This window comes from Desulfitobacterium hafniense DCB-2 (assembly GCF_000021925.1).
Classification (GTDB): Bacteria; Bacillota; Desulfitobacteriia; order Desulfitobacteriales; family Desulfitobacteriaceae; genus Desulfitobacterium; species Desulfitobacterium hafniense.
The window spans coordinates 3,027,261-3,051,568 of sequence record NC_011830.1; the positions used below are offsets into that span (position 1 = coordinate 3,027,261).

Sequence of the window (24,308 nt, forward strand, 5' to 3'; positions counted from 1 at the left end):
ATGGATTCCAATCCAATCGAAGCTAGTATCGCTTCAATCACAAGCTTTTCATTATCGCTCATTAAACTCCCCCCTTCTACTTCTATTTCTCAATCATAACAAATTTATCATTTTTTGGCAATAGGTAAATACAGGATCTCCTTTTGCCCATCTTTCACCCTCACTTTTTCAGTATATGCGCTCTTTTGATGATTATGTCAGCAAAGATAATTTTACTTTTATTCTATGTTGGCAGACTGGATAGGGTGCATAGGATAGAGCATTTCATATTGTATATCGCTGGGGTTTACTCCCTGTCGGCTCAGATAGGCGGTCAGCCAGTCCTTAGGCTGATTGGTCAGGACAAACTCCCCTTGGCTAAGGCTTAGAACGGAGCTTATCAGCTTCTCCGCCTGTTCCCAGGCCATGGTCCAGGCATCCAACACCACATGGCTTTCCTGGGGCATCAGTATTCCAGCCGTTCCTTCCGCATTCAGCCAAGCTCTCAGTGCCGCATAGCGCCTGAGATACCCCTCCTGCCTCTGCCAGGGAGGGTGAAAACCGGCTTCATGTCTTGCCTGAAAGTAATCGGACAGGTTCGCTTGCCGCAAAGAGCACCCCCGGCCCGGATTGGCGCAGGCCAAAGGAATCCCGTCATGGTACCGGTAAACATAAAGGTCCCGTTTTTTTTGAAAACCAATCCCTTCATAGCTCTTAGCGGCATGATTGTGACTTAAAACTTCAAGCTGAATCCCCTTTAATTGCAGGGACTCCGCTCTTGCCAGTTGATCCTCTAAAAGGGGGCGAAACAGCTGCCGCCCCCTAAACTCCGGATCGATACAAGTTCCCGCAATCCAGCCCATCTGGTCTTCCAGGGCTAAAAGAGCAAAGCCGAGAATCCGCTGGGAATCTCTCAAGGCTGTGGAATGGGACAAGTCAATCCGGCACTTCTCCAACCAGGCTTGCATTTGTGCTGCTGAATAGCGGACTTCGTAAGCATAGCCCTGCCAGCAACGATTCCAGGCCAGAGTGAGTTCTTCAATGCCGACATCCGCCAGATGTGAATAGTAAAACATGAAAGGCAGGCTCCTTATCCCAACTATAGTTTAGGGGTGAGAACAGAGGGATTAACGCAGTGTGGCGGCCGCTGCCCCTGCAAATATGCAAGCAAATTCTGAGCAGCCAGCCGCGCCATTTCCCGACGGGTTTTAACGGTTGCGCTGCCGATATGGGGAAGGGCCACACAGTTCGTCAGAGTCAGCAAGGGATGATCGGTGGGCAAAGGTTCCTGCTCAAAGACATCAAGGCCGGCTGCATAAATCTTCTGCTGGGCTAAAGCTTCATAGAGATCTTCTTCATTCACTATGCCTCCCCGGGCCGTATTGATCAGTATCGAGGTAGGCTTCATGAGCTCCAATTCCCTTTTGCCGATCAGATTGCGGGTCTCGGGAGTATAGGGGGTCAAAATACAGACAAAATCCGCTTCCTGCAATAATTCGTCCAGTGAACGGTATTCAATCCCCAGGCTTTCTTCCAGCTCCGGCTTGGGGGTCCGGTTATAATAGATGATCTTCATATCAAAGCCTTTCGCTCGCTTGACCAAGGCCTCGCCGATTCTCCCCATGCCCACTATCCCTAACGTGGCGCCAAAAATATCCTGACCGGCTAAAAGCATGGGGGACCATGTCTTCCAGTGACCTTGACGAAGATATTGGGACGACTCCTCCATACGCCGGGCGGTCATCATCAGCAAGGCAAAGGTAAGATCCGCCGTCGTTTCCGTCAGCACTCCCGGGGTGTTCGTCACCAGAATATTGCGCTGTGTTGCCGCTTCGATATCGATATTATTGTAGCCCACCGCCATATTGCTGACTACTTTAAGATTCTTGCCTAAGTCCAGTAAAGAAGCGTCTATAGTCTCTGTCAGCAGACAGTATAATCCATCAACCTCGCGGATTTCCTGCTCCAAAACAGAGCGCGGAATGGGAGTGTCTTCCTCAGGCCAAACTTTAACCTCACAAACTTCTTCTATTAATGTAAGTATATCTTCTGGAATTTTGCGTGTAATAAAAACTCTTGGCTTCAAGATTATCCCCCGCTTCATAGTAATTTCCCTTGCTACTGGTTTTAGATTACCATAATCAAGATCAAAATCAAAGAGCGTCCCCACAGGGACGCTCAGGAGAAGCATTGATTAGAAGATTACACCAAGAGCAATCAGGATAAGAATTGCAATAGCGATGATCCCGACACCGGCATAACCGCCGAATCCGCCGCCACCGCCGCAGGCGCCACCGTATCCGTACATAAACGTAATCCCCCTTTCCTGACAAGTGTATTTATATCGCTCAACTTAGAATACGATGCCCATAGCAATGAGCAGAAGAATAATTACAACAACAATAGCGATTCCAGCGAGATAGTTTGGTCCGCAACCGTCTAAACCTGCACCTAATGCCATATTATTTCCCTCCTGTATCTTTAGGCTTTGGAATGTTTTTCCTAGTCTAAATTATGTTGCAGGACGCCAAGGTGTTACTATATTTTGGTATTAATGGCAACTATCCTCATGAAAAAAGCAAATAAAAAACCTTTGATCGCTTGATCAAAGGTTTCGAGTAAATTATAATCCCGCAAAGCTCCTCCAACGAAGAAGATTTCCCTGGGTAAAATATTAACTGAGATAGTGAACCGAAACGATGTTGGGCAAACTAACTAAGGATTGAACACATGAGCCTGTTACTCTGGAAAGGTTCTTCGGATTCCCACAAAGCGAAAACGTCCAAAAAGCTAAAAATCAAGGTTAAGGATTCAAGTTCTTTAACACCATAAGGATAGACAACTCGAAATGGGTAACCTGTAAACTCTTAAACCGACTTGGAGGAGCTCTGCGAGAAACTTGACTGAATCTTTTCTTCACTTTTATAATATAAGGGTTAATAGAAAAAGTCAATACCTAAAGCCATGTAAATAGTGGAAAATTCAAAATTCAAAAAGATCAGAGATAAGAGTTTACTGATCAGTTGGAGGAATGATGATGAAAGCACAATTCACCTTAACCCCCAGTGAATCAAAGCGGCTGATTGCCAAAGGAGTAAAAGCTCTACCCATTCTCCGGAAAGCACTGCAAAACCATACGATCATTCTGGCCGGAGGAACTACCAATGGGTTTCTTGTGGAAGAACTGCTCAATGAAACCCTTGCAGAAAAAACTCGTTACACTGTAGGCTTAATCGCCGACGGCAAAACCGGAGAAAGCAAAGAAGAGCAGCGCATCCCTCCCTTTATTATTGCTAAAGGCAAGGCCCTTGATCGCTCGCTCCATTGGAAAGATTTTCTTCCCCAGCTGGAACCGGGAGATGTGTTCATTAAGGGAGGCAATGCTCTGGATTCCACCGGATTGGCAGCAGTATTGGTCTCCAATTCCATGGCCGGTACCATTGGCGCGGCTTTAGGCCCCCTCTATGCCCGAGGTGTCCGGTTGGTCGTTCCCATCGGCCTTGAAAAATTGATCCCCGATGTCCGTGAAGCTGTTGAGTTTATGGCTTCTGCTCCCGCGGACACCGCCCTGGGTGCTAAAACCGGCCTCGTCCCTATGCTGGGAGCGACCGTCGTTACTGAAATCACCGCCCTCGAAACCCTTTATCAAGTTACGGCCAAATGCATCGGGGCCGGCGGTGTTGCCGGCTCTGAAGGGGCGGTCACCTTGGTTATCGAGGGTGAAGCTGCTGAAGTAGAGAGCGCTCTGTCCCTTATCCAATCCTGCAAAGGAGAGCCGCCCGTTCGTTAAGTACGGCAGTGTCCTCTGTCAAGATTTTGAACAATAGCGCCTATACTGGGCGCACCAAGAAAAGGCCTTCGAAAAACTTCGAAGGTCTTTTCGAATTGAACACTTCAGGCAAATCATAAATCATCAGTCGAAAAACTATTTGCATCCAACTCCTCTGTTCTCCTATGAACACCCACGGGGTCTCTGGATGTGAATTGATTGGCTATCGCCAAGAATGTTTGGTTACTGATACACATGCAAAATAGCTTTAGATACAAACTCGGCAAGCCCCGGTGACTTTTTGTCCAATGCTTCTTTGTGAATCGAATACGCCTGTCCGATTTTACGAAAAACTGTATCATCGCAGGGAATCCACATATTCAGCAACTCACTATAAGCAGCAACCGCCTTTTTGGCCGCTGAACTCTCCGGGCCATCCCTCATGGCTTCGCGAAACTTTAGCATGACATCCCCGCAAAGAGAAATGAGCTCAGCAAAATCCAAATTCATTATATTCGAGGCGTTTTTTACAAGAGATGCACGGCCCGGTAAGATGCCGCTTTTCACTAACGGAAGAAAAAATTTGCTTTCCATTAACCCTCGGATTTCGTTGGCATAGGTTTTCTTCATGGTTTCAAGTCTATTTCTATCAAAATCTCTTAGCATGGAAATATCGAACTCGTCATTCAATATTCTGTCAACTGACAGGATCATTTTTTGTAACGCAGATTGTTTGGCCAAGAGAATTTGCTTATGCTGCCGCATGATCTCTTTTTCCATTTCCTTGGGGCTTTCCAGCAGCAGCCGAATGTCGTCAAGGGAAAGGCCCAGTTCTTTATAAAAGAGAATGCTCCATAAGCGGCGCAAACTCTCCTCATCATATTGGCGGTAGCCCGATTCTTTCACCGCACTGGGCGGCAACAAGCCGATTTCATCATAATATTGCAAGGTGCGGCGGCTTACGCCGGAGAGCTTACTCACTTCATTGACAGTTTTCATTGCCTTTTCTCCTTGCTCAGGATTTTTTCAAAAAACCTTGACTCGAACGCAACGTTACAGTTTATGCTCTCATTATAAGTAAAAGAGGGCGCTTTGTAAATTAAAGAACACTGGGCATAAGCGCCTGAACAAAATAGGGAGGGTTTATTGATGATGGGTAAGAGTGGAAAGGCTCCGGAACTTGAGCCGATTCCCAAGAATATCATGAACATTGCTTGGATTTTAGTGCTTGGGGCAATTATGCCACTGCTTGATTCAACAATGGTCAACATTGCGATCAATCACTTGAGTCATGATTTCAGTATCGGACTTGATTTAATTCAATGGGTCATTACGGGTTATGTGTTAGCCATGGCAATTTCCGTACCGCTTGCCGGTTGGATGGTTCAACGGTTCAACGGCAAATGGTTAATGATTGGTGCCAATATCTTATTTTTAGCCGCTTCGATTGCTTCGGGATTCAGCTGGAGTATCCATTCATTGATTATTTTCCGGGTTGTTCAAGGTTTCAGTGCCGGCTTTATTATGACCTTGGTGACTACCTTGTGTGTCGAAACCGCTGGAAGGGAGCGAATGGGACGTTTGATGTCAACCATTGGTATTCCAACGGTCTTGGGCCCAATCCTGGGTCCGGTTATTGGAGCCGTGATTGTCCAATTCTTGTCATGGCGTTATATTTTCTTTGTCAATATTCCCCTCGGTATTCTGGCCATCACGTTGATGATTTGGAAGCTGCCTGACTTCACGCCGGCAAACATAAAAGCCAAATTCGACTTCATCGGTATCATTTTATTGGGCACTGCCTCTGCTGCCTTGATTTATGGAATTACTAAAGCAGCGAAAAGTGCTACATTTAACAACAGCACGACTATCGCTTATGGAGTCGCCGGAATCGCCATTTTAGCCATCTACATGATTTACGCTGCTCTCAAAAAGGATCAAGCCATTCTCCCCTTGCACTTGTTTAGGTTGAAAAATTTCAGTGCTGTCATGGTTGGCTTGTTCCTGGCGGGGATTGCCACCAACGGCCCAATGTTGTTATTGCCTTTGTTTTTCCAAAACATTAAGGGCTTCTCCGTTTTGAACACCGGCTTGATTTTGATTCCGCAAGGTATCGGTATGCTGATTGCTCGCCCCTTGATTGGTAAGCTAACTGACAAATGGGGTGCGCGTAATGTTGTCTTGGTCAGTTTGGCTTTGACCATCGTTGGCACGATTCCCTTTATATTCATCAATGAGGCATCTTCACTCTTTGTTGTCAGTCTTGTCTTATTTGTGCGCGGTGTGGGGATCGGCGGCGTCACTATTCCCATGATGACTGATGCCTACACAGGTATGGTCAAACAAGAAATCGCCCAAGCCAGTGTCGGAACCCGGCTCATGCAAAATATCGGTGGTGCGTTTGGTTCAGCAGTAATGGCCACGGCCGTCAGCCTTTCAATCCAAGGTAAAACGCCAACGATCCCACTCATGACCACTGCTTACCACGATGGTTTCATGTTAGCTTTAGTTCTTAGTTTGGTATTAGTCATTCCAAGTTTGTTTTTAACGAACAAGACAGCTAAGCAATAGTCTATTCAAATGAAATATCAACATCAGTATCCGACAATATATGGATGATATGAAATAGATATCTATAATAAAACTTGGTCTTTGGGCAGTTCGCTTTTCTGCTGCAAATGCTCTTGCGATGTACTTCACCCGTGCGTACTGGCCGAAATTTTCCAAGATATCAAAAGCATCTTTCTGCTATGAGTCTTAACTATAGAATTATCTGAACAAATTTCATATAACCTTTTTCAGATGCTTGCGGGCGGGCACCTGTTTTTGTGTTGCCCTAAAACATTTAGTAATTGTTAAAGTCATAAATCAGTGCCTCTGCAAGCACGAGTTTTAGCTTTACAGAGGCACTGTGAGTTCTTAACTTAATGACATTGACCATAAGGGAGCATATCACTAAGGCAGCCCCTTAAATATAGCAACTCACTAAATGAAGATAGTTACACTGCTGTAGGGAAAAGATTTATCAGGATTTTCACATTCACCTATTTTCATCACTTTAGTAAAAACTCCCGTAAAGCGCTGCCACATATGCATCATGAATCTAGTTAGCCGGAATTGTAGTTTTTCTCCAAATCATCCTCCTGTATTTTAAATACATACAATGTAGCATGGATATTCAAGTTTATTCTAGTACATTTACTTTGATTGCTTGTTCTTTCTGCCAACTTTCCTTTGCAGGCAGAATTTCGTAATTGACAGCTTTTCCTACAATTTCTTCAAAATCCAAGTGATGGTTTTTTTCGCTGTGAAAAAATATATCATTTGGATTTCTTGAAATGAACCCATAGTACTGTCCGTAACGATCTATACTAATTTTTACAACTTGCCCGACTGGTAATAGGGCTACTGTCTCACTATTAGATTTGGTGAGCTTTTCAATGACAAAATCTGTGAATTCCCGACTATCTTTTATTGCAAACTTATAGGCAGTGCCCTTTTCTTTTATCCACGATTCGCGTAATTCAACGAATTTATCTATTGCGGCTTTGAATTTCTTATCGCTATCTGCGCTATTTATTGCGTTAAGTGCATCATTAGCGTATTTATCGATATCTTTTTCACGATTAATGTCTTTTGCTTTTCCGGCATTCTGCAAATAAAAAATAAATAAAATTTGCATCTTAAAATTTTTAAATTCTCGTTGCGTACTATTGTTACGACGCATATAAGCCTCAAGCCTATTGAGAGAAAGGGCAGAGACATAGTACGGCAGCAAAGACTGAGAATCGACAAAGATTCTATTCTCATACAGTTTTAGTAACTTATTCTCATGAATATGCCCGTTATGAGGCTCGGACAAAAATGTACTAACGAAGCCCTGAATCAATTGTTTAAAAACAGTTTTTTTGTACGGCGGTATATTAGGATGTTGCTTTGAGCGTCGTTCATAAAATAAAGTAACCGAGCCACTTGAATCTTTCATTGATTCGAAAAAGTCTTCAAGATTCTTATGGAAAGGTTTTGTTATCTCAAACGCTTCGTCATATACAATGTTTTGACGGTTTGTCCCCTTAACTATCCCGTTTGTAAGACTATCGACCTGTGTCGCAATTATTTTTACAAAAATAACGGCTTCGCTGATATCAACGCCATTTTTCATTGCTACATACAGAGAGTTGCATGTCTGGCATCCGTTTACAACTTGCGGGGATTCGAGCAAAATCCTGCCATTCGCAGAAGTAGCGGTTTTGCATACAATCGTTACTCCATTATTGTAAAGTGAAAAATTCTGCGGTTCATTTTTTAGCGTTTCCGAAATATCCAAATTAACATAAGTATCCCCTTGATAATCGCGCACATTATCATCAAACAGGTTAGACCTAAACAGCCCATCTTTCGTGGTTAGAATTTTCATAAATTCATCCGCAGTAGCAACTGCAATAAGAAAGTTAGAAACGTCTTTTATCTCGGCTGGCGGCAAACTGCCTATGCACTTTAAATTAACAGATAAACTATTATCATTTTCGTCGCTTATGTTTTTCAAGGATGAAGCATCGATGTAATATACATATACTTTTTCGTATGAATTAAAGAGTGCTATATCCTGCTTGAACCGTTCACCAACAGATGTAATGTTCGCATCATCGCACCAAGTACCCATTGAAACATAATATGTTCTCACGGTAGGTTGACTCTTCCAACAGGCAATCACATCGTCACTGAATAAAAATTTCTTAATATCCAGCCAACGCTTAACATCTTCATTGGAAGGAGCATACTGTTTTTCGTCAAGGAAATCTTTCACACCATTTAAAAACTTTAGGATTGCAGTCTGCTCAAACTTTTCCTTATGCTTTGATTGTATAAAGATGAATTCAATTTCTACGTTTTTGTTGTATTCAAGGATAGATTTAATGTCGTCAATTGATGACACAAAACGTCCGTCAATCTTTACGCATACTCCGTCAATACCTGTATCATTAGCTCCTCCAATACAAACATCGTCAAGCAAATCAGCATTGGCACTGAAAGCCGCCTGATTATGCATTTTCAATATTGTAAGATTAACGAATTTTTCGAATAGAATGTCATCACTATCAGCCAGTTGATAGGAAGTTTTAAATTTGTCGAGCTTCGCTTGTATAATCGGTTGCAGTTTCATTATGATTCCCCCTTGCCGGTTTGTATTTGTACAATATCGAATACGTCGCATTGAAGCACCTTGCAGATTTTTACGAGGACGTCAATTTGGATGTTCCGCGAATTTTTTTGATATGGAGGTTAACTATTTCATCAACTGTGCCCCCCAGTACTTTTTGTATGATCTCATACATCTTATTTGCTTTCAGAGATGATCAGATTGCCGTTAGACTACCCATGATCTCATCTTCTGTGAGTTATAAAGCATTCACGAAGGTTGTTTTTATTTTCGCTTAATGCAATTTGAGCAACAAAATTTAATGTTGCCTCTAAATATTAATCTTATTTACATTATCTCATTTACATTATAGTGCATCTTTTCGGAATATTCTACATATTATTATATTTAAAGGTCTTCTTAAAATGTTTTAGGTATTAATGCCATTCTCGCCGCTGTCCACTTTTACCCACGTCAAAAAATACGCCAGCAAACATCCAGCCAAGATGACTTTATATCATCCTTGTATAAGTTTTTATCTGAAGCTCCAGGCTGCGAGCTGCGCCGATCCATACGTGCTCATTCGGCAATAGGCGGCAACCCTAAGCTTTATATTCTCTTTAGGTATAGTGGGGATAATCCTGACAGTTTTCATCTACATTCCTTTATCATCTAATGTAAGGTAGAGTAATCCCATTAATATTTTGCAAAAGAAAAGACGTGAAAGCATCATCCTTTCACGTCAAAGCATATTTCAACAACAATCCTGCGCCCCCGCTTATATCAAGCGTTTTGACGTTGCAGCAGAATTATGGTCTCTACATGAACTAAAATCGGGGACACATCCACTGTTCTGCTGCCATCATCGCTAAAATAGTGTTTTACATGTTGGTCTCTATGTTCTCTGAGCTCATGGATCACTTTCGGCTTTTTTGACGCTGCAAGGTCAGGTGGAGCTCCTTTTCCTCCGGATATTGGCGACTGATCTTTAATTGGTGCTCCCCATGCGGCTTGCGGCAGCACTAAACTATCCTAATCACCTATAAATAAGCACAATTTCAATGCGGTGCTACTTCATCAGCGGACGATATACCAAAAAGTAAAATAACCAAACGATTCCCAGCCGCTTAGCTTGGAAACCGTTTGGTCAAATTGATCAGGGAAAGAACTTATGCATTGGGGATAATGAAAACCTGACCAGGGAAAATCAGATCGGGGTTAGTGAGATTGTTGGCAAGGATAATCGCTTGCATCGTCGTGCCGAATTGCTGAGCTATCTTATAAACGCTGTCCCCTTTTCTGACAACATAGGTGACCGGTTCCGGTGCCGGCGGCGGACAAGGCGGGGGGCAAGGGGGCGGACAGGGCGGCACGCAGCAATGATGAGGGTTGTGGTGCATACCATGCATACTTTCCTGTCCATAACAGGATTGATAAGGCTGGCCGGCATCCATTGTCACTTGGCCAGGGCAACAATTAGGATCTAAAGTGGCAAAGCCCCCCTGAGGAAAATATTGATTCTGGCCCATATATCCATTTTGCATGTTCATCGGATGATTCATAAGATTTCCTCCTCTATTTATACAAACATTTAAACACATAGTTATTTGGGTTCTAATTAAAGCCCATTCTTCCTGACACTTTTCTAATAGCAATATATGGAATCACAGGAATAATGAGTATGTACCTTCAATTTTTTTATTTTTGCTTGAAACATGCCCCCAAGGGCACGATATACCATAGAATGGTAATAAAATGAAGGCTTTCAGGTGTATATAACAGCTGTATATAACACTATGATATTTTCAAAACAATTCTATAAAAGAGGATTGACATTCATTCAATAAAACTATAAGATAATAAAAAATAGAATAGTTGTAGAATAGTAGTACAGTAGGTGTGAGGCATAAGTGCACCCCTGCGGAGGTGTATTTTTTATTGCCTAAATAAGAGGAGGTTTGTAGGAAAATGAAAAAAGGTAGTTTAAGAAGAATGTTGGGAATTGGTTTAAGTCTTGTCTTGGCACTGGGTCTGGCCGGATGTGGCGGTACTGCGCCAAGCACTAGTGAAACCCCTCAGGGAACAGGGCAAGGTTCTTCTGAAGAGAAACAAGTGAAGATTGGGATTATCCAGATTGTCGAGCATCCTGCTTTAGACGCTGCTCGGCAGGGCTTTTTGGATACCTTGAAGGCTAATGGCTATGAAGAAGGCAAGAATTTGAAATTAGTATATCAAAACGCTCAAAACGATCAATCCATGCTCAATTCGATCGCTCAACAGTTTGCCACCAGTGATCTCGATCTTATTCTGGCTATTGCTACTCCTTCAGCACAAGCTATGGCCAGCGCCACCGATGAGATCCCCATTTTGATTACAGCCGTTACCGATCCTGTGGAAGCAAAACTGGTTGACAGTATGGATAAGCCGGGCGGCAACATATCCGGTACAACAGATATGAACCCCATTAAAGAACAATTGGACCTTTTGAAAAAGCTGGTTCCCGATGCTAAGACCGTTGGGGTAATCTATAACGCCGCTGAGGTTAACTCTGAAGTTCAAGTGCGCATTGTCAAGGAAGAAGCCCCTGCCCTGGGTCTGGAAATTGTTGAAGCCACCGTATCTTCCAGTGCCGACGTTCTGCAGGCAGCCCAATCCTTGATCGGAAAAGTCAACGCTATTTACGTTCCTACCGATAATATGGTGGTATCTGCCGCTCAATCCGTCGTTCAAGTGGCCAACGAAAATAAGATTCCCCTCATTTCCGGGGAAAGCAGCGTTGTCGATGCCGGCGGACTGGGAACCATTGGTATCAACTACACGAACTTAGGGGCACAGACCGGTGAAATGGCTCTCCGCATCCTTGATGGGGCTAAGCCTGCCGATATGCCTGTGGAAGGTCAGAAAAACTTCGATATCGTCTTAAATCAAGAAGCGATTGACTTGCTCGGAATCGAAGTCCCTGCCGACATTAAGAGCAAAGCTACCATTAAATAATCTAAATTAAACTATAGAGATAAAATATTGAGGTGTGTTAATAATGTTCTCCCTAAAAATTGTAGTAGGAACTCTGGAACTCGGGCTGATGTATGCAATCATGGTCCTGGGAGTCTATCTAACCTTTAGAGTACTGAATTATGCGGACTTGTCTGTGGAGGGCAGCTTCACTTTAGGAGCTGCCACCGCAGCCACTCTTATCTTTCAAGGCTATAATCCCTGGTTGGCCACAGCCATTGCCTTTTTTGTCGGCTGTATCGCCGGGATCTTCACCGGCATCTTTCACACCAAATTTAAAATCACCGCTCTCCTGTCCGGAATTTTAACCATGACCGCTTTATGGTCTATCAATTTGCGCGTTATGGGCAAAGCCAATATCTCTTTGCTCAAAACACGGACTATTTTTACTGATTTTAAAAATTTTCCCGGTATGAATCAATATGGAACCCTGATCTTGGGCCTTATAACGATTATTATCCTCGGTATCCTGATCTACCTCTTCCTTAATACCGAAATCGGTTTGGCCTTGCGGGCTACCGGTGATAATGAACTGATGATCCGGAGTTTAGGGGTAAATACCGATGTGATGAAAATTCTCGGTTTGGGCTTATCCAATGGTTTGGTCGCTTTCTCCGGCAGCTTTGTCGCTCAACACCAACAATTTGCCGATGCCAGCATGGGAGTCGGTATGATTGTGGCCGGACTGGCTTCCGTCATTATCGGTGAGGTTCTGGTGGGAACCTCCTCTATTGGTCGGACCATACTTGCCGTGATCTGTGGCGGCATTATCTACCGGACTATTATCGCTATCGTCCTCCGACTCGGCTTGGAGCCCACTGATTTAAAGCTTCTCACCGCTGTCATTGTTCTGATCGCCCTCGTCTCGCCCAGTTTAAAATCGAAATTCTCCGCGTTTAATGGCGGCATTTTGAGGAAGGGGGATTCCTATGCTAACAGTTCAGAATCTAACTAAGGTCTTCAATAAAGGCACCATCAACGAGAAAAAAGCCCTTGACAGTCTTTCACTTGAGCTCGCCCCTGGAGATTTTGTCACTGTCATTGGTTCCAATGGTGCAGGCAAATCTTCCCTGATGAACGCTATTGCCGGGGTGTTTATCCCCGATAATGGAGAAATTTCTATTGATGGCACCCCCATTACCAAATGGGCCTCCTATAAACGGTCGGGATTGATCAGCCGGGTATTCCAGGATCCTTTGTCAGGCACCGCCGCCTCGATGACTATTGAAGAAAATTTGGTTATGGCTTTGCGCCGGGGCGAGTCCCGCCGTCTGCGCTGGGCCTTAAATGTCAATAAACGGGATTATTTTCGCAATGAGCTATCCAAGCTGGGATTAGGACTTGAAGGGCGTTTAACCACAAAAGTTAAACTCTTATCCGGGGGACAACGTCAGGCCTTAACTTTGCTTATGGCTACCCTTCAAAATCCTAAACTCTTATTGCTGGATGAGCATACTGCGGCGCTGGATCCCAAAACTGCCGAAAAAGTAATGGAGCTTACCTGCAAAGTGGCACAAAGCTCCAAACTAACAACCTTAATGATCACTCATAATCTTGAACAAGCTCTTGCTGTAGGCAATCGGACGATTATGATGCATGAAGGCCGAATTATTCTTGATATCCGCGGCGTTGAACGCCAGAATATGACCATTGGCAGATTGCTGGATATGTTTGAAAAAGCCAGTGGGGTTCATATGAATAATGACCGGATGATGCTGGCCGGAACTCGTTAATGAGGATGGCAAGCTTTCTGGTGCTAACACACCTCTTTCCCGATGATGCGTGGGGACACGCGTTGTCGGGATTTTTTATTGGGGCTTTTGAAAGTTCAGTCTCCAGGGAATCTCCAGGATTTTGCTTTACAGCGGTCGCTCCATAAGCTGCGCGGACAAAACTAACGCGAAAAGCCCGCTGCTCCGAAAGGTGCCCGGCCAAATCGCTCCTGCTCAATGGCCGGTTGGAAACGTCCTGTTTCCAACCTTTCTCCGCGTGTGCCACGCATGATGATTAACTTGGCGGTGAAAGTCCGCTATGGGGGTATGTAGCGACCAACCATTAGCTTAAGGCAAGGGTGTCCATCGTGAGATGGAATCTGAAGGAAGCCAGCGGCAAAGTTCCGGCCTGAGGGACACAAACAGCATCAGGCGCGAAACGTGGGGTGAGACTGCGCGACAAGTCGAAGCCCAAAAGCTACACGGACACGTCAGCGTAAATGGTGCGGGTAGATGGAATGAAAGTGAATCATCTTACCGTGGGAGGCCTCACGGACGGGCGGAAACAGAGTAAGAAGCCCGGTTGAAATAAGATTTATCGTGAGGAGTCAGCAGAAGCCATAGTACAGAGGTGAAAAGACACCAAAGGAAGGGCTGAACCAAAGGAGGTGTGGGTCAATGAAAGTTACTGAAGATGGCGATTTAAACCACAGACAACTTCGAAACGAAGGCGAGCTGCAAAGGATATCTGCGGAACAGAGAGAGGATGCAGACGCGTGCGTGCCACTGAAGATGATTGAAACCGACAACACCAACACCAACGAGCCGAACGAAGAACTATTCGAGCAAATCCTGAGTTCCGAAAATCTGAACCAAGCCTACCGGCAGGTGAAGAAGAACAAAGGAGCCGGTGGAATCGACGGCATGCAGGTGGATGAACTTCTACCCTACCTGAGAGACCACAAGGATGAACTCCTGGAGTCTCTTCGAGAAGGAACCTATCGTCCAACCCCCGTAAGAAGGGTAGAAATACCCAAAGAAAACGGAAAGACCAGAAAGTTGGGAATCCCCACTGTAGTAGACCGGCTTATTCAACAGGCCATAGCCCAAATTCTGAGTCCTATCTTCGAAAAACAATTCTCAGAGAGTAGTTTCGGGTTCCGGCCCAACCGGAGTGCTCATGATGTGCTGAAGAAAAGCCAAAGCTATATTACAGCAGGGTACAAATACGTAGTGGACATGGATTTGGAGAAATACTTCGACACCGTCAACCAAAGCAAGCTCATCCAAATCCTATCGGAGAGAATCAAAGATGGGCGGGTCATATCGCTCATCCACAAATACCTCAGAGCAGGGATCATGGTCGAAGGAATGTTCGAAGAAAGTCCAGAGGGAGTGCCCCAAGGGGGCCCCTTAAGCCCACTGCTGGGAAACATCATGTTGAATGAATGTGACCATGAACTGGAAAAGCGAGGCCACCGCTTCGTAAGGTATGCAGATGACCTCATGATCTTCTGCAGAAGCAGAAAAGCGGCCCAACGAACGATGGAGCATATCGTGCCTTACATCGAGAAGAAACTATTTCTAAAGGTCAACCGAGAGAAAAGCAAGGTCACGCATGTCAACTATGTGAAATACCTTGGATATAGCTTTTACATCTATCGAGGAGAAGGCCGACTGAGAATCCATCCCCAAAGCATCAGAAAACTCAAGGACAAAATCCGGGAAGTCACAGGGCGAAGTAACGGGATGGGAATCGAAGAAAGGAAAACCAAGCTGAACCAAGTGGTCAGAGGATGGACGAATTACTTTAAGCTGGCAGACGCAAAGAGTCAGCTGAAAGAGATAGACGAATGGATGAGAAGCCGGATACGAATGGTAGCCTGGAAACAGTGGAAACGAATTCGAAGCCGCTATGACTACTTAAAGAAGGCAGGCGTAAGCAAAGAAAAAGCGTGGATGTGGGCAAACACAAGAAAAGGATATTGGCGAACAGCTCATAGTCCAATACTGAGGATTGCTTTACCCAACAAACGATTCGAACAAGCTGGATATCTCAGTTTTACGGGATGTTATTCTGCAAAGTAAGGTGTAAACTTTGGAAGCGCCGTATACCGAACGGTACGTACGGTGCTGTGGGAGGTCGGCTGGCCAAATAATGGTCAGCCTCCTACCCGATTGCGTGCTTTTCGCGAAGTTTTGTTTCCGCTCGCTTAAATTCGCTCCCTTTCGTAAAGCAAAATCCTTGGGCTGCTTCTTGGGGTTTTGCATGCAAGACTCTGAAGGATCTGCAGGGGAATTTCGTATGATGACCTGAGCCGCCTTTTCCGTCTTTACCGACGCCGCTTGAGGCGGCAAGGTCGGCGCTCCTCTGGAAAAGGCTCTGAGGAAGGGCTCCGAGAAAACCTGAACTGCCCCCAGAAATGCCTCACAAACGGCTCCAGCCTCCAAAGAAAACCGAAAGAGACCCACAAAGCGTAGCTTTACGTACAAAAGGGAACGGCTTTAGCGGAGGGGCGGTCGGGTGAACAAAGCATTCTTAACATAGACGAGCCACTGGTTTACATCAGGTATTACCCGGAGGTTTGGCTCCGAAAGTGTCCAGTGGACAGTTTCGCTCAAGGCGGCATTCCCCAAAGTGTACTCATCCGCCGCAGATGCTGTTAAGAATGCGAGTGAACCAGCCGTGGAGCTATAGAGTACGTGAGATCCGATGAAGAAAGCCTCCAGTGGAGGGTTTCAGGAGCTCACGCCCGAAGGTACGTTGTGCGTAAAGCTACGCCCCCCGTCACTCTCTGCTGAAGCTACACTATAACCACCGACTCCAGAGCAGCTTGAACAGCCTCTCTCTGCATAACAAACTCACGATTAAGGGAGGTTGCATAGATGATGCATTCCCGGACAGGGACCTTGAGCAGCCTTTCCACCGCCAGGGCATACAGCCCCAGCTGGAGTCCGTAGCGCTGGGTTAAAACCAGCTCCGGGTCGGGCACCCCTGCTAAATTATCAGTCTTAAAATCCATAACCTGGGCCTCATGCTCCTGATGAGAGAGCAGCACTGCATCGATGATGCCCTGTACAAGCACCGGTTCTTTTTGGGCCCTGAGACGCAAGGAGAGGGTAAAGGGAACTTCTCTCCGCACTTCTTCAGCTTCCCAGAGACGTTTGCCGCTGGTGGAGTCCAGCAGATTCTTTAGCTGGGAAACGGATACCGCTCCCCCCTGCTCTGCACTGAGAATCTCCCGCCGGATCAAGGAGTCGATATGCTCTTGAAGCATGCTTTCGCGGACTTCCTGAGCCAGCTCCTCCCAAGTATCCCGCCATAGGGCCAAGGGTAAATGCTGAATGGCGGCATGCACTGCTGTGCCTCGTTCCGCAGGCGTCAATTCCTTCCGGGACACAATGAATTGAGGGCGCAGAAAACTGGGCGCGGACAAGGCGGACGGAGATGAAGATGAGGATGAAGATGGAGACGAGTATTCATTATCCATGTACCATAATGACTGCCGTTTCAATTCACTGACACTGGTCTTAGCGGATTGATTGACCCCTTCAGGGTAAGGATACTGCCAGTTAAGCTGCCGGAAAACTTCCTCCTGTAAATTTTTAGTATCCAAGTCCGCCGTTTCAGGCGTTTGGGCTTCAAGGTTTTTCTTATCCTCAGAGGTTTTCGTTTCTTCAGAGTTTTTTGTTTCTCCAGGGATTTCCGTTTTTCCCGAGGCTTCCGTTTCTCCGGGAATTTCCGTTTCCTCAGAAGCTTCTCTTTCTCCAAGGGTTTCTTGATCTGGGAGAATGATTTCATCTTGAGAGCTGGTTGCCTCTTGAACAGGTCCCTTGCCGGCGATCTGATCATGAAGGATCACTTTCCACTGGGATGAGCTATCAGGAAGTTCACTGGCTGTGGGGAAAGAGCCGAGTTTGAACAAATCCTCAGGATGACGTACTAAAGCCGGCCCGAGCCAATCCAGGTAGGTCTTGGCCCCCCGCAGCTGACCGTCGGGAAAGGCCGTGTCGGGGCAGGACAGGGCTAAGCTCCGCCATTTGTTGATAGCCTCCGCAAGCTTATGCTGATGCCCAAAGAGGAAGAGACGCTCCTTGCCCCGGGTAAGGGCTACATAAAGGATCCGCAGCTCTTCGGCAAGGGCTTCCTGCCATAGACGCTCTTTCACGGCATATTGAATAACAGATGGGTAACGAACCTGATTCTCTATATCTATTAAAGGAATGCCCACCCCTAAGTGTGAGTGAAGCAAGAGCTGACTGCTGAGGCTGCGGGTATTAAATTTCTTCCCTAACCCGGCTATGAAGACGACCGGGAATTCCAGCCCTTTACTGGAATGCACGGTTATGAAGCGGACCACGTTCTCTTTTTCCCCCACTATGCTGGCATTGCCCAGATCCTTGCCCTGGCTTTGAAATTTCTCCAGGAAACGCAGGAAACGGAATAAGCCCCGATAATTTGTCGCTTCGTAACGGCAGGCCCGATCATAGAGAACTCGTAAATTCGCTTGACGTTGTGCACCGGCAGGCAAGGTTCCTACATAAGCCAGATATCCGGTATCTTCGTAGAGATGCCACAGCAAATCGGCCAGAGAGGTCCGCCGGGAACGGTGCCGCCACTCCTGCAGCTTGGGGAAAAAGGCATCCACCTTCTCTTTGATCTCGGGTGATGTCTCCAGGATATGCCTGACTTTAACCTCCAGTTGCGGTAAGCTCTCCCAGTGCTTGCCTAAAATCTCCCTGATTTCTGAGTAAAATTCATGCCCCTCTTCTTGTCGGTGAGCATCACCTGCCCAAAAGGTCAGGACCAGGGTTTCGTAAAAATCTCCTTGGGGAAGCAGCGAGCGCAATTTCCCTAACTCCGTTCCATTCATCCCTACCAGAGGAGAACGGAGCACTGCCGCAAAGGGAATATCCAGACGTGGGTTATCGATGATTTTGAGCAAGGATAAGACTGTGTCCACCTCATTGGTTCCAAAGTAACCGCTGTTGGTTTCTGCATAGACAGGGATTCCCGCCTTCTGGAACTCTTCGGCATACACAGAGGCTACCGAGGCCAGGGAGCGCATAAGAATCACGATATCCGCATACTGTACCGGCCGATAATCGCCCAGTTCCTTATCATGAATCTGAAATTCCCTCTCCAGAACCATTTTTTGAATGCGGGCTGCCACTAAACGGGCTTCAATACGGGCTGTTTCCGCCTCTTCCAGTGATGATTCATCATCGCCTGATTCCGGCTCCCGATTCTGCTCAAATTCCTCACCCTCACCCTTAGCCGGTGAATCCACTTCCGTGGCTGCATCTTCAGCTCCTCTTTTCTGACCCAGGGAAAGATCGATGGCCTTAGGATCAAATAAATGAACTTCAATGGGGCCTTCAGCGGTTCTAAGCTCCCCATCGGAGACAAATTTAGCTCCCGGTCTCAGGGCAGCCTGCTCATCATAGACGATCTCCCCTGCTCCCTCCGTCATGATCTGATAGAAAAGATAATTGATCCCTTGGATCACTTCAGGGCGGCTGCGGAAATTTTGGTTGAGGTCAATGACCAAATTAGGGGCAGCTCCCCCCCCTTCCTGATAATGAGGAAACTCCCCATACTTGCGCAGAAAAAGTCCGGGATCGGCCATCCGGAAACGATAAATGCTCTGCTTGACATCCCCTACCATGAACAGATTGGCCTTCCCCTCCTCTTGACGGGAAACCAGCTGCAAAATACGCTCCTGAACGGGATTGATGTCCTGATATTCATCCACCAGAACTTCCGCATAGTAGGCCTGGAGTTTTAAGGCAATTTCCGTAGGCTGTTTATCCTTGGCCAGGAGCTGTAAGGCATAGTGTTCCAGATCGGAAAAATCCACGCAATTCCTTTGCCGCTTGGCTTTTTGATACTCCCGGGCAAAGTGTTGGGTGACCTGAGCCAGAGTGCCGACCAATTCCCCCATCTTGTTCAGGAACGGGAGCTGATCGGTCAGGGGTACTGAAAACACCGTATTCTTGATTTCTTCCAGCTTCTTTTTGGCCTCATCACGGGCTTTTTTACTTTCTTCCCGCAAGCGCTTGCTGTTTTCCTCATCAATCAAGGAGTCCGGCAGATTTTTTTTGCTTCCCCGGGGGAGGCCGGGAAAGGCTGCCGCTGACTTAAAGGCCGTCTCGATGTCACTCCAAGTCCCCTTCTCCGCCATTTCCCGCAGAAAACCCAACCTGGATTGATCGTCTTCCAGAACAGGCAGATAATGAACAGGACCTCCCGGCAACTCGGCCAGCCGATAGGCCCGCTCCAGGAGGATAAGACCTTCCTCCACTTTATCCCGAACCCCCTGCCGGACCACCTGCCCCCAGGGGCTTTCCATCAGGTCATCAAGGCTGTGCCAATCATACGCTGCCGGCAGGTGTTCCAGCCACTCCCCAGGATGGACCTGGCTCATGGCAAATTCGTGAAGCCTAAGAATGGAGGCCATCAAAGGCTGATCATCACGATCGGTGCCGAAGGCATCGACCAGGCTTTGAAAGGCCGGTGTCTCCTCCCCGTAATACGCTTCAAACAAATCTTCAAGAGTATCCTGGCGAAGCAGGTCCGCTTCCGCTTCATCGGCTACGCGAAAAGCCGGGTCCAGCTCAATAAGGTAAAAATACTGACGAATCAGTTCCATACAAAATGAGTGCAGGGTGGTGATACTGGCCCGATAAAGCAAGGCCCTCTGTTGCAGGAGGTGTTCCACCTGAGCAGGCTCCGCCGCCCCAAAGAGCGCTTCATCCAGAGCTTTCCCGATGCGTTCCCGCATTTCTGCGGCGGCCGCTTTCGTAAAGGTCACCACCAGAAACCGATCCACATCCACTTGCTCATCCACATCCGTAATCTGCTTGAAGAGCCTTTGGACAAGAACTGCGGTCTTACCCGAACCGGCAGCCGCCGCTACGAGAAGCTGCCCCTTCAAGTCAATGGCCGCCTGCTGGGCCGGGGTCCATTTGGGATTATTCATGGCCGTCATCCTCCTTTCCAGCGCCTGCTTCATCTTCTCCTAACCAGATCAGCTCCTGACCCCTGGGGCTATTTCCCCCATCCTTCTGGAGCGCCCGGCGGCTGGTTTCCCCAGGAACAGAGGTGGGAGGGTGCTGCTCAGGGTACTGCTCGGAGTCCTGGCTTTGCACACGCTGCCAAAATTCTTCATCCTGGATGACCGGCAAATTCCGATAGTTATTCTCAGGCAGATAGGGATCAAAATGACATAATGGTTTGTAAGAGCAGAATTGGCAGGCTGTATGCTTGCCCTGCCGATAGGGAGTGATGGAAATGTCACCCTCCAGGAGGGCCTCGCCGCTGCACCGCAGGAAATGCTGAAGATGCTTCCTGAGGAGAGCAAACTGCTCTTCCGTAAGAATCGGCGAACCTTTTTTGAATTCTCCGCTCTTCGTGAGTTTAATGCCCAGCAAGCTGGAATTCTCCAGATCCCGATCCATGGCCAGCAGGACCTGACGGTCGGCCAGCAAATAGCCCTTGACTTTAACGGCTTTAATGCGATCCTTTTCCAACTGCTCAGGATAGAGCAGTGTTTTGGATTTGAGTTGAGGTTCAAGAACCGGGAAATATAAAAATCCGGCGGGGTGGATCGTTGAATCCTCAGAATCCTCGGAGCCCTCTGAACCCTCAGAGCCCTTTGAGCCCTCCGCCAGACCGGAGGAGGATACTAAAATCTGGGCCCCCTGCAAGGCTGCATCAAGATAGGCCAAGAGCTGCAAATCCAGTCCATGATAGATCTGATTTAAGCTGACATGAGCTTCCCGGGATTTATAATCAAAGATTCTTAAGTAGATTTCATGGCCGAGAACGGCCCCGTCAATGCGGTCAATCTGACCCCTGAGCAGAAGGGAGTTGCCCCCGCTTAAGGGTACTTCCAAGGGCGGCAGTGCCTCCTGGGGACCGAATTTCACCTCTAATTCCATGGGCAGAAACACTCCCTGCCGGGCATGTTCTCCCAGGACACGGACCGCATGATGAACGGTCCGCTTCAGCTTATGGGTTAAGTAGCGGTAACGGGCATTGCTCAAGAGAATTTTATTCTGCAATTGCAGGGCGATCGGCTCGGCTGTCTCATTCACCAGCTGCCAGGACTGCTCCTTGCTGAGCTCTCCCCAATCAAGCCCTCTCTCTCTCAGGGCAATGGCATAATCATGGAGGACGGCATGAAAGAATTGTCCCATATCCGGCGGCGAAAGGCGGTAGTTGGAGCGTTCTTTCAGCTTAAGCCCATATTGGGCAAAGTGGGCAAAGGGGCAGCGGGCGAAGAGTTCCAGGCGGGAAACACTGGTGACCAGGCGTTTGCCGTAGAGCTGCCTGGCCAAAGGCTGGGGCAGCTTCCCTTCCTCGTTTTGATCCCGGAGCCCTTTTTCCAGCAGCTGCACTTGGGGAAAGGCTGCCGTTTGGCTGAGAAACCACAACCGTATGGCTTGCCATAGGGGTGAAAGAGAGCTGCCTTGGCGGAGCTTCTGCAGGTGCAAAGCATAAGCCGGCAACAGAGCGTAGGGATGAGGGAGGGCCCCTGGTTCTTCCTCATCGAGGCTGAGATATTTTTCCGGCAACCCGGGAAAAATCATCTTCAGCCGATGGATCACCGGAGACACCGTTAACCCTCTGCCCTCTTCATCGGTAAGAGGATAACTGATATAGAGCTGCTCCCGGGCACGTGTGAGGGCAGTATAGATAAAGTATTGCTCCTCATACACCTGCACCTTACCCTTGGGGGCCAGCATAATCCCTTTGCTCTCCAGGCGGAGCCGCTCCAATTCATCAAAAACCCCTTCATCAGAGGGCTTTCCCGGCAGGATTCCGTCATTGGCTCCCAACAAAAAGAGCACGGCTGTTTCCGGGTTGCGGGAACGGTCCAGTGAACCGACCAGAACCTGATCGTAGCCGGGAGGAATTAAGCCCAGCTGCAAATTCTCCAGGCCGGAAGTAAGGATCATGGCGAAGTCGGACAGGTCCATGACTTCCTCTCCTAAGCCTGCCACCAGCTCATCCAGCACCTGGATCACGGCATCCCAAATCTGGTTTTGCAATTGGGCCTCAGCTAGATCCCCCCGGCTGTGGGCTGCCTCCGCCCACTCCTGAAGATGTTCGGGAACCTTGAGGCGGATGAGAAGCTCATAGATCGCCTCCGTGATCTGGGCGACGGTGACCGAGGGGCCGCCGGCTTCCGGATGGGGGCGGATGGCCTGATCAAAAGGGCTGAACAGATCATAGATGATCTGCCGGGTTTCGTTAAGGCCTGCCGTTTCTTCCTTGTGGTTGGGATCAGGGTAATAGCTCCAGGAGCGGTTGCCCTTCCAGGCGCTGCCGTGGATTCCATAAGCAAGGCAGTAGTTTTCCAAACGGTCGATCCGATCTTTAGAACAAGGGAAAAAATCAGTTTTCAAACAGCGGAAGAGGGGCTCATAGGCCCAATCTTTTTGCACCGTTTCAATCGCCGATAAAAGCAGCTCCAACAAAGGATGATGAATAACCGGGCGTTTATGGTCCAGGAAGTAAGGAATCTCATGAGCATTAAAAACCTGCTCGATGATCCCCTGATAGCCCGGTAAATCGCGGGTTACGACGCTGCAATCCCGCCATGTTCTGCCCTCTTCCCTGGCCAGGCGCCGCAGCTCCCGTGCCACTCCCTCCACCTCAGCTCTTTTATTGGCGGCGGGAAACAGGGCGATGCCCAGAGGATCGGGAGCTGTGGAGTCATCTCCCCCGGGAAAGGTCTGAGTGGGATAGGCATTATAGAATCGTTCCAGATGCTTAAGGCCGGCCTTCTCAAAGCGATGGGTTTCCGTAAGGAAAACATGGCTGATCGAGGCTTTAGCCTCCCGGGCTAAATCCACAAGCCCTTGATAGGTCTGCCTGGGCTCATAAAAAAGCTCCTCACCAGGTTTAAAGCGGGGAGTTCCTGCTTTGAGCAGCTCAGGATCAAGGGGCAAGGAAACCGTTATCTCGGCAGCCGTTCCCAGCATGGCTTGAATAACATAAAGCTCTTGAGGGGTAAATCCTTTAAACCCATCCACCCAGATTTTTGCCCCCTGCAGAAAGGGTGCCTGAGAGATTTTCCCGGCCACCAGGTTCAGCTCGTCATCTGGATCCCGGGCCGCCGTCCCTAGAGACTTATTCAACTCCTCATAGAGAAAGGCTAATTCATGGGTCTTTTGCAGCAGCAATTCATCAGCATCCTCAATTCCCCTCAGCTGGTCCGGGGTGATCCGGTAAATCTTGAATTCCGCAATGGCCTGGGCTAAGAGGTCGGCCATGCCGGGACGGGTAGCGGAACGGGCAAACACCCGCAAATCGGAACGATGGTTTAAAAGCAGCCGGCGCAGGAGCATTCGTTTGCCCACTTCGCCAATCACTGCCTTTCCTCCCCCGCCCACTTCGGAAAAAACCCGCCAGCCCAAGCGACGAAAGCTCAGAACCTGAGCTCTGAGAATTCCACCGGATTGAGGATCATGAGCCAGGCTCATCTCCATTTGATGGGTAGCTTGTTCGGGAACGAGCAGAATAAGCGGTAAGCCCTCAGGATGCTCCTGGCTTTCCTTATGTATTTCCTGCCGACAAAGTGTGCTTTTTCCCGTACCGGCCCGCCCCACTATAAAACGCATACTCACCTCAAGGTGCTCCTCTCTCGATTGATCTATCGGGGACGCTCTAAAAACTATCCCTTCT

At 47.6% G+C, this 24,308-nt stretch carries 13 protein-coding genes and 1 pseudogene; 6 read left to right on the top strand and 8 right to left on the bottom strand.

From position 1 onward, the window contains the following. Positions 1–218: 218 nt before the first annotated feature. Both DHAF_RS14100 and DHAF_RS14105 read right to left on the bottom strand, forming a co-directional pair. Positions 219–1,055 carry a GNAT family N-acetyltransferase gene (locus DHAF_RS14100; protein ID WP_015944248.1) on the bottom strand — a complete coding sequence of 279 codons (837 nt, stop codon included), beginning with the start codon at positions 1,053–1,055 and terminating at the stop codon, positions 219–221. 23 nt (positions 1,056–1,078) lie between these two features. Beyond that, positions 1,079–2,083: a 2-hydroxyacid dehydrogenase gene (locus tag DHAF_RS14105; protein WP_015944249.1), complete on the bottom strand. Its 1,005-nt coding sequence runs from the start codon at positions 2,081–2,083 to the stop codon at positions 1,079–1,081. Positions 2,084–3,010: 927 nt separating this feature from the next. On the opposite strand from DHAF_RS14105, the gene DHAF_RS14115 reads away from it, so the two are divergent. Next, positions 3,011–3,769 carry a hypothetical protein gene (locus DHAF_RS14115; RefSeq protein ID WP_080518279.1) on the top strand — a complete coding sequence of 253 codons (759 nt, stop codon included), beginning with the start codon at positions 3,011–3,013 and terminating at the stop codon, positions 3,767–3,769. 222 nt (positions 3,770–3,991) lie between these two features. On the opposite strand, the gene DHAF_RS14120 is transcribed toward DHAF_RS14115, so the two are convergent. After that, positions 3,992–4,747 (bottom strand): MerR family transcriptional regulator, encoded by a 756-nt coding sequence (locus tag DHAF_RS14120; protein WP_005811767.1) that lies wholly within the window; start codon positions 4,745–4,747, stop codon positions 3,992–3,994. A 150-nt stretch (positions 4,748–4,897) separates the two neighbouring features. Between DHAF_RS14120 and DHAF_RS14125 the strand changes: the two genes are divergently transcribed. Further along, the gene (locus tag DHAF_RS14125) at positions 4,898–6,319 is read left to right on the top strand and encodes an MDR family MFS transporter (protein ID WP_005811769.1); all 1,422 of its coding nucleotides are present in this window, start codon (positions 4,898–4,900) and stop codon (positions 6,317–6,319) included. 613 nt (positions 6,320–6,932) lie between these two features. Here DHAF_RS14125 and DHAF_RS14130 read toward each other — a convergent pair. From DHAF_RS14130 to DHAF_RS14135, 3 genes and pseudogenes are all read right to left on the bottom strand, one after another. Beyond that, entirely contained in the window at positions 6,933–8,912 is a 1,980-nt protein-coding gene (locus tag DHAF_RS14130) for an AIPR family protein (protein WP_005811771.1), read from the bottom strand. Continuing rightward, positions 8,912–9,010 (bottom strand): annotated as a pseudogene (locus DHAF_RS26780) (helix-turn-helix domain-containing protein); the annotation flags it as partial. The gene DHAF_RS14130 and the pseudogene DHAF_RS26780, both read right to left, overlap by 1 nt. 1,047 nt (positions 9,011–10,057) lie before the next feature. After that, the gene (locus DHAF_RS14135; RefSeq protein WP_005811774.1) at positions 10,058–10,450 is read right to left on the bottom strand and encodes a LysM peptidoglycan-binding domain-containing protein; all 393 of its coding nucleotides are present in this window, start codon (positions 10,448–10,450) and stop codon (positions 10,058–10,060) included. A 406-nt stretch (positions 10,451–10,856) separates the two neighbouring features. On the opposite strand from DHAF_RS14135, the gene DHAF_RS14140 reads away from it, so the two are divergent. The 4 genes from DHAF_RS14140 to ltrA all read left to right on the top strand — a co-directional run bounded on the left by DHAF_RS14140 (position 10,857) and on the right by ltrA (position 15,700). Then, positions 10,857–11,882, top strand: coding sequence for an ABC transporter substrate-binding protein (locus DHAF_RS14140; RefSeq protein WP_005811776.1), 1,026 nt, complete (start codon positions 10,857–10,859; stop codon positions 11,880–11,882). Positions 11,883–11,925: 43 nt separating this feature from the next. Next, the gene (locus DHAF_RS14145; protein WP_005811777.1) at positions 11,926–12,855 is read left to right on the top strand and encodes an ABC transporter permease; all 930 of its coding nucleotides are present in this window, start codon (positions 11,926–11,928) and stop codon (positions 12,853–12,855) included. Beyond that, positions 12,830–13,633, top strand: coding sequence for an ABC transporter ATP-binding protein (locus tag DHAF_RS14150; protein WP_005811779.1), 804 nt, complete (start codon positions 12,830–12,832; stop codon positions 13,631–13,633). The genes DHAF_RS14145 and DHAF_RS14150 overlap by 26 nt, the downstream gene beginning before the upstream one ends. A gap of 657 nt (positions 13,634–14,290) precedes the next feature. Then, positions 14,291–15,700 carry a group II intron reverse transcriptase/maturase gene (ltrA, locus tag DHAF_RS14155; protein ID WP_015944253.1) on the top strand — a complete coding sequence of 470 codons (1,410 nt, stop codon included), beginning with the start codon at positions 14,291–14,293 and terminating at the stop codon, positions 15,698–15,700. A gap of 716 nt (positions 15,701–16,416) precedes the next feature. Here the strand turns inward: ltrA and DHAF_RS14160 are convergent. Together DHAF_RS14160 and addB are read right to left on the bottom strand one after the other, a co-directional pair. After that, positions 16,417–20,595: a UvrD-helicase domain-containing protein gene (locus DHAF_RS14160; RefSeq protein ID WP_015944254.1), complete on the bottom strand. Its 4,179-nt coding sequence runs from the start codon at positions 20,593–20,595 to the stop codon at positions 16,417–16,419. Next, positions 20,588–24,244 carry a helicase-exonuclease AddAB subunit AddB gene (addB, locus tag DHAF_RS14165; RefSeq protein WP_005816091.1) on the bottom strand — a complete coding sequence of 1,219 codons (3,657 nt, stop codon included), beginning with the start codon at positions 24,242–24,244 and terminating at the stop codon, positions 20,588–20,590. The genes DHAF_RS14160 and addB overlap by 8 nt, the downstream gene beginning before the upstream one ends. Positions 24,245–24,308: the final 64 nt, after the last annotated feature.

Excerpts from the sequence above, each read along its gene's own strand:
- DHAF_RS14100 (WP_015944248.1), bottom strand. The coding sequence starts at position 1,055 with ATGTTTTACTATTCACATCTGGCGGATGTCGGCATTGAAGAACTCACT.
- DHAF_RS14105 (WP_015944249.1), bottom strand. The coding sequence starts at position 2,083 with ATGAAGCGGGGGATAATCTTGAAGCCAAGAGTTTTTATTACACGCAAA.
- DHAF_RS14115 (WP_080518279.1), top strand. The coding sequence starts at position 3,011 with ATGATGATGAAAGCACAATTCACCTTAACCCCCAGTGAATCAAAGCGG.
- DHAF_RS14120 (WP_005811767.1), bottom strand. The coding sequence starts at position 4,747 with ATGAAAACTGTCAATGAAGTGAGTAAGCTCTCCGGCGTAAGCCGCCGC.
- DHAF_RS14125 (WP_005811769.1), top strand. The coding sequence starts at position 4,898 with ATGATGGGTAAGAGTGGAAAGGCTCCGGAACTTGAGCCGATTCCCAAG.
- DHAF_RS14130 (WP_005811771.1), bottom strand. The coding sequence starts at position 8,912 with ATGAAACTGCAACCGATTATACAAGCGAAGCTCGACAAATTTAAAACT.
- DHAF_RS14135 (WP_005811774.1), bottom strand. The coding sequence starts at position 10,450 with ATGAATCATCCGATGAACATGCAAAATGGATATATGGGCCAGAATCAA.
- DHAF_RS14140 (WP_005811776.1), top strand. The coding sequence starts at position 10,857 with ATGAAAAAAGGTAGTTTAAGAAGAATGTTGGGAATTGGTTTAAGTCTT.
- DHAF_RS14145 (WP_005811777.1), top strand. The coding sequence starts at position 11,926 with ATGTTCTCCCTAAAAATTGTAGTAGGAACTCTGGAACTCGGGCTGATG.
- DHAF_RS14150 (WP_005811779.1), top strand. The coding sequence starts at position 12,830 with ATGCTAACAGTTCAGAATCTAACTAAGGTCTTCAATAAAGGCACCATC.
- ltrA (WP_015944253.1), top strand. The coding sequence starts at position 14,291 with ATGAAAGTTACTGAAGATGGCGATTTAAACCACAGACAACTTCGAAAC.
- DHAF_RS14160 (WP_015944254.1), bottom strand. The coding sequence starts at position 20,595 with ATGAATAATCCCAAATGGACCCCGGCCCAGCAGGCGGCCATTGACTTG.
- addB (WP_005816091.1), bottom strand. The coding sequence starts at position 24,244 with ATGCGTTTTATAGTGGGGCGGGCCGGTACGGGAAAAAGCACACTTTGT.